Annotated in this window: 1 protein-coding gene; it reads right to left on the reverse strand. The window is 31.0% G+C overall.

Annotated elements, in window-relative coordinates; translation table 11 throughout:
• Positions 1–35 precede the first annotated feature (35 nt).
• Positions 36–4,862: a discoidin domain-containing protein gene (locus ACQRD5_RS16620; protein WP_291631696.1), complete on the reverse strand. Its 4,827-nt coding sequence runs from the start codon at positions 4,860–4,862 to the stop codon at positions 36–38.
• Between the last annotated feature and the right edge of the window lie 330 nt (positions 4,863–5,192).

Here is a 5,192-nt window from a genome sequence, read left to right on the forward strand (position 1 = left end):
AGAGAGATGAAAATCATCTCCCTTAAATGTTTATTTTAAGATATCTTTTTATAGTTTTTTCTGTACATAAATCCTAAACCTAGAATTATACTTAACATAGCAACTACTCCCAAATAACCTGTCTCAACCCCAGTAGTTGGTAGTTTTCCACCATTGTTTGAATCACTAGGTGTTTCCGTTCCAGGTGAATTTCCACTTCCATTATTTCCAGAACCACCATTTCCATTGCCCTTAGCAACAAGATTATTTAAAGCTTTATCTAATGATTTGGTTACATCATTTACCTCTTCCTGAGTTGCCTCTTCATTAACAAAAACTTCATTAGCTCTTGATAATTGAGTTTTTAACTCATTTACACTTTCCTCTGTATATTTTGATAAATCTATATTTTTAGCCTTATTTATTAAATCTTCAAGTTTAGATTTATCTGGTATTAATCTTAAGTCTAGATAAGATTTTAATAATGTGTTATATGCTGAATCTACTTCTTCTTGAATTACATCTGTATTAGCCAAAATTTCTTTTGCTGCTTTTAATGCACTCTCAAATTGTGTCCAAGTTGCTTCAGTATATCCTTTCTTATCTAATACTTCTAATTTATTTACTAAGTTTTCAAGTGCTTCCTTCTTAACTTGAATTTTAACTAAACCATCTATAGATGCTTTTAATGAATCTAAAGTCTCATCTATTTCTTCTTGCATTGCATTCTCATCTGCAAGCACTGCATCTGCAATTACAATAACTTCTTGTAAGTTAGCCCAAGAATCAGCAGTATATACTTTCTCAACTAACTCTTTTGCTGAATCTACAACTGCCTGCAATACATCTTTATCTCCTTGCTTAAAGTCAAGCATCCAGATAACATTAACTAATCCCTTGAAAGCTGCATCTACTACTTCTTCTGTAGCATCTTCATTTTCATAAACTGCTTTAGCTTCTTCTAATGCAGAATTAAATTCCTTTACTACAGCTGGTACTACACCCTCTAGTGAACCTTCTGCTACAACTTTGTCAGCATAGTCTATAGCTTCTTTTAAAGCAGTTTTATCTACTTCTGGAGTTGGTTCTATAACAACTTCTTTAACTTTATGCACATTTAGCTCAGCAGCTGATGCAAATCCACCTGCTCCTGCTTTTGCAATTAATCTTACATGTGTTACATTAGAAACTTCATCAAAATTAACTACTTTTAAAGTCCCATCTTGCCCCCAATTTCCCTCTGAAACTGTTATAAAATCAGTTCCATTTGTACTTACTTGAAGCTCATACTCAGTGATTGTACCATTACCTCCATTACTTCTTGGAAGATATGAGAATTTATTAATATTATAAGCTCTTCCTAAATCTAATGTTATGCTTTGTGGTAATTGTACAGGAGTATTGTAATTTGTATGCCAAATAGTTCCTGGTTTTCCATCTATGGCAAAAGATGCTAATCCTTCTGAACCTACATTTGGATGCTCACTTGTTGCTGATGCTTTCATTGTTTCTTGTGGAATTACTGTATCATCTGCAACATTTGTAGCAATATTATAAACTTCTAATGATTTTAATTCGCCATTAAATGCTTTTGTTTCACTACCTATTTTTTCTAATGGGAATACAAATGTTCCATTATCTCTAGCTGTACTAGTCTTACTTACTTCATCAACATATTCTCCATTTACATAAAGCTCTGTTTTAGTCATTCTTCCTACTATGCTTATATCTACCCATTCACCTTTAGGCAATTCATAATTAAATGAATAGTCATAGAATTCCCTTGAAAATCCTACTTTTCCAGTTTCTTTTTGAACTGCTTTAAAGTAACCCTTTTCAGATTCAAAAAGAACTTGTTCTTCATTATTACTATTTTCATCTCTTTTTATACTAAATGAAACTGTATAGTTTGGTCCTATATTCTCTATAGAATTTTCTAAATAACTATTGTTGCCATTTAATTTTAATGCTCCATTTTTAATAGTAGCATTATTAATGAATGTTGAATTATATTCATTTCCAGACTTATCAGGTACTATACCATTTGAAGCAGATTTAAAATTATACTCTAAAACCTTTTCTGTCTTAGATTCTACTTTAAATCTTGGATTAGTATTCGGAGCATTTGAAACCTTGGCTGCCACTTCTGTAAACTCATTATAAGTTTTATCCTCTGCTAATCCCCACATTTTTTCTGATAAAGCTTGAACAGCAGGTAATACCCTATCATAAATATCTAATTCAACTATACCATTAGCTTTTCTATCAATCATATCATTCCAAACAGCAAACATTCCTCCACGCATTTGTGGTGATCCTGCTGGAATTACATCTCCATTACCAAATTTACTTACTTCATAATTATTATATATATAGTTTGTGTTTAAATAGTCATAATAATATCCTGCATCTGGAACTATATATAGCTTACCATCTTCAGTATTAATTAAGTCATAACCTGCATTAAACATATCTGAAGGATCTGCCCATCCATTATTCCAAATGTTCATTTCTATACCTTCTGCTGTTACAGGAGTATTACCTCTTTTATTAGAAAGACTTCCCCAAACTCTTGGTGTTCTGCCCTTTTCATCCCTTATATATTTAAGCATTTCATCGGTATATGCTCTATATTCCTCTGAATTCCCATAGAACTCATCTGCACCTATATGAACTTTAGTATCTCTAAACACTGGATTCTCTCCATCTGTATACTCACTAAATATTCCTTTTATATATTCTACTACTTCTGGATTTGTGACATCTAGCATTGCTGCATTTTCACCAACGCCCTTATGATCACCTTTTCCATAAGCAAATTCAGGGTGAGCTTTCATAAATGATAAAGCATGTGCTGGACTTTCAATTTCTGGTACTATATTAACACCATATAACTTAGATTTATCAATAAATTCTCCAAATTCTGCTTTAGTATATGATATATCTGTAGATGTTAGTGGAACACCATTTGCTCCTATATCATTTGACTCTAATCTAAATCCTGCATAAGCTTTTTCTATTGCCTCTGCACCATATTCAGTAACCCAAATATAATTGTCATTTAAATGAACTTGGAAATCATTCATTTTATACCAAGACATAAGTTTCATAATATCATATAAGAAATCCAAAGAAGTAGGTTTTCTTCCTACATCTAACATAAAGCCTCTTATATCTGATAATGGATAATCTCTTGTTATCCCTTTTGGAATAGTTGTTCCATTTTGCTTTAATATTTGTAATATTGTTCTTGTTGATAGAAATACAGCTTCTGCTTCATTAGCCTCAACTTTAACAAAATCACCAATTTCCATATAATAGCCTTCAGTTCTAAGCTCCGGACGGTTATTATTTAATTCAACATAGAAATCACCTCTATTTGGTGAATCTGAAACTACTACTTCAATTTCTTTACCAACTATATCCTTATAATCTTCAGAAAAAACATTCATATATTCACTTAATTCTGATTCTGAAGAAGGTGAAATAACTAATCTTGATGCATCATTAATTTCAAAATTACCATTTCCTCCAAGCCATTCTCTAAGCTCTGGAATAACAGTTGGTACCTCATTACCTGTAACTTCATTTGATCCAGGCACTAATACTTCTATATCTGGAGTATATACACTTTTATTTCCTTGTGTTATTTTAAAATTAACACGAACTTTTGTATCTACTAAAGGTCTATATATTTTCATATCAGCTCCGATAACTTCTTCATAGTCGGCTCCAACAAATGAAATTTCATATCCTACTGGTACTGATGGCATTGGTAACACTTCATCATCAAGTGTAAGATTTTTAACAGTTATAGAATTTACAACTCCATCTAATCCTTGTGGAATATCACCATTATAAATTTCAATTTCATATATAGATACATTATTCCAGTTAACACCATCTGCATTAGCTATATGTTTACTAACATAAACTCTTACATATCTAGTAGCAATAGCTTCATTTAGTTTAATTTCTTGTCTATTTTGTTTCGGTACAGATGTGGCTGTATATACATCATTCCAATTATTATTATCATCAGAAACTTGTACTTTATATTCTTGAGCATTTTTTCTTTCCCACTCAATAACTATAGTTTTTATTTGAATCTTAGCACCTAAATCAACTGTAATCCATTGATCATCTGATGATACATCACTTGCCCATCTAGAAGCCCTTGCATTTGAACCATCTACCGCTTTATCTGCTGTAAATGTACTAGTTTCATTGCTTGATGAAGTTGCATTTTTACCTAATGCAATATTTTGTCCAATCTCTGGTACTATAACTTCTGGTTCTTCCGGCTGCTCTGGTTCTTGTGGTTTATTATTATATATTTCAACTTCATATATGGATACTGTATTCCAACTAACATTACCACCTTCTTGTGTTGGGGAATAATCATTTATAGTTATCTTTACATACCTTGCATTTTGTGACCCAACATTTAAAACTTCTCTAAATTCATTTTTTGCTGTACTCTCATAAACAGCAGCCCAATTAGAATTATCATTTGATACTTCTATTTTATATGAATTTACATTTCTTCTTTCCCATTCAATTGCAACTTCATCTAAAGCTTTAACTTCTTTTAAATCTATTATAATCCATGGCTTAACTGCATTTAATTCTGATGCCCATCTTGAACTTCCACTCTTATTAAGATCTGTGGCCCTATCTATTTTCCCATCAATAACTTTATCAGCAGTAAAATTACTTCCTGCTTCATACCCTGATGCAGTAGCACTTTTTCCTAAAGCTATATTCTCTCGTTGTACTTCATTATTTTCTTCTGCTCTTACAGGTACAAAAGAAAACAACATAGTAAATACTATGAATATTGGTAATATTCTTTTTGAAGCATTATGAATCTTATTTCTCATTATTCTCCTCCTTGATTAATTATTTTTTATAAATCTTAGTAACAAATAACCCAAGATAGTTTACATACTATAAGTATATATATTGGGTTAATGCCATTTAGAAATACTTATCTCCCTCCCTTCTTTATTTTAGATGTGTTAACTTATAATATTTAAACTATATAAATATTATAAGTTTTAAAAAAAGCTAACTTATCCCATAAGGAATAAGTTAGCTTATGCCCTTTTCAGGTAACACACCCATTTAATCATTTACATTTTACCATATAAAGTAAAATTTGTAAATATTATTAATAATTGAGCTATATTTCTTATTAAATATGTTACTTT

Source organism: Clostridium sp. SGI.024 (assembly GCF_050315195.1).
Classification (GTDB): domain Bacteria; phylum Bacillota; class Clostridia; order Clostridiales; family Clostridiaceae; genus Clostridium.

Excerpts from the sequence above, each read along its gene's own strand:
- ACQRD5_RS16620 (WP_291631696.1), bottom strand. The coding sequence starts at position 4,862 with ATGAGAAATAAGATTCATAATGCTTCAAAAAGAATATTACCAATATTC.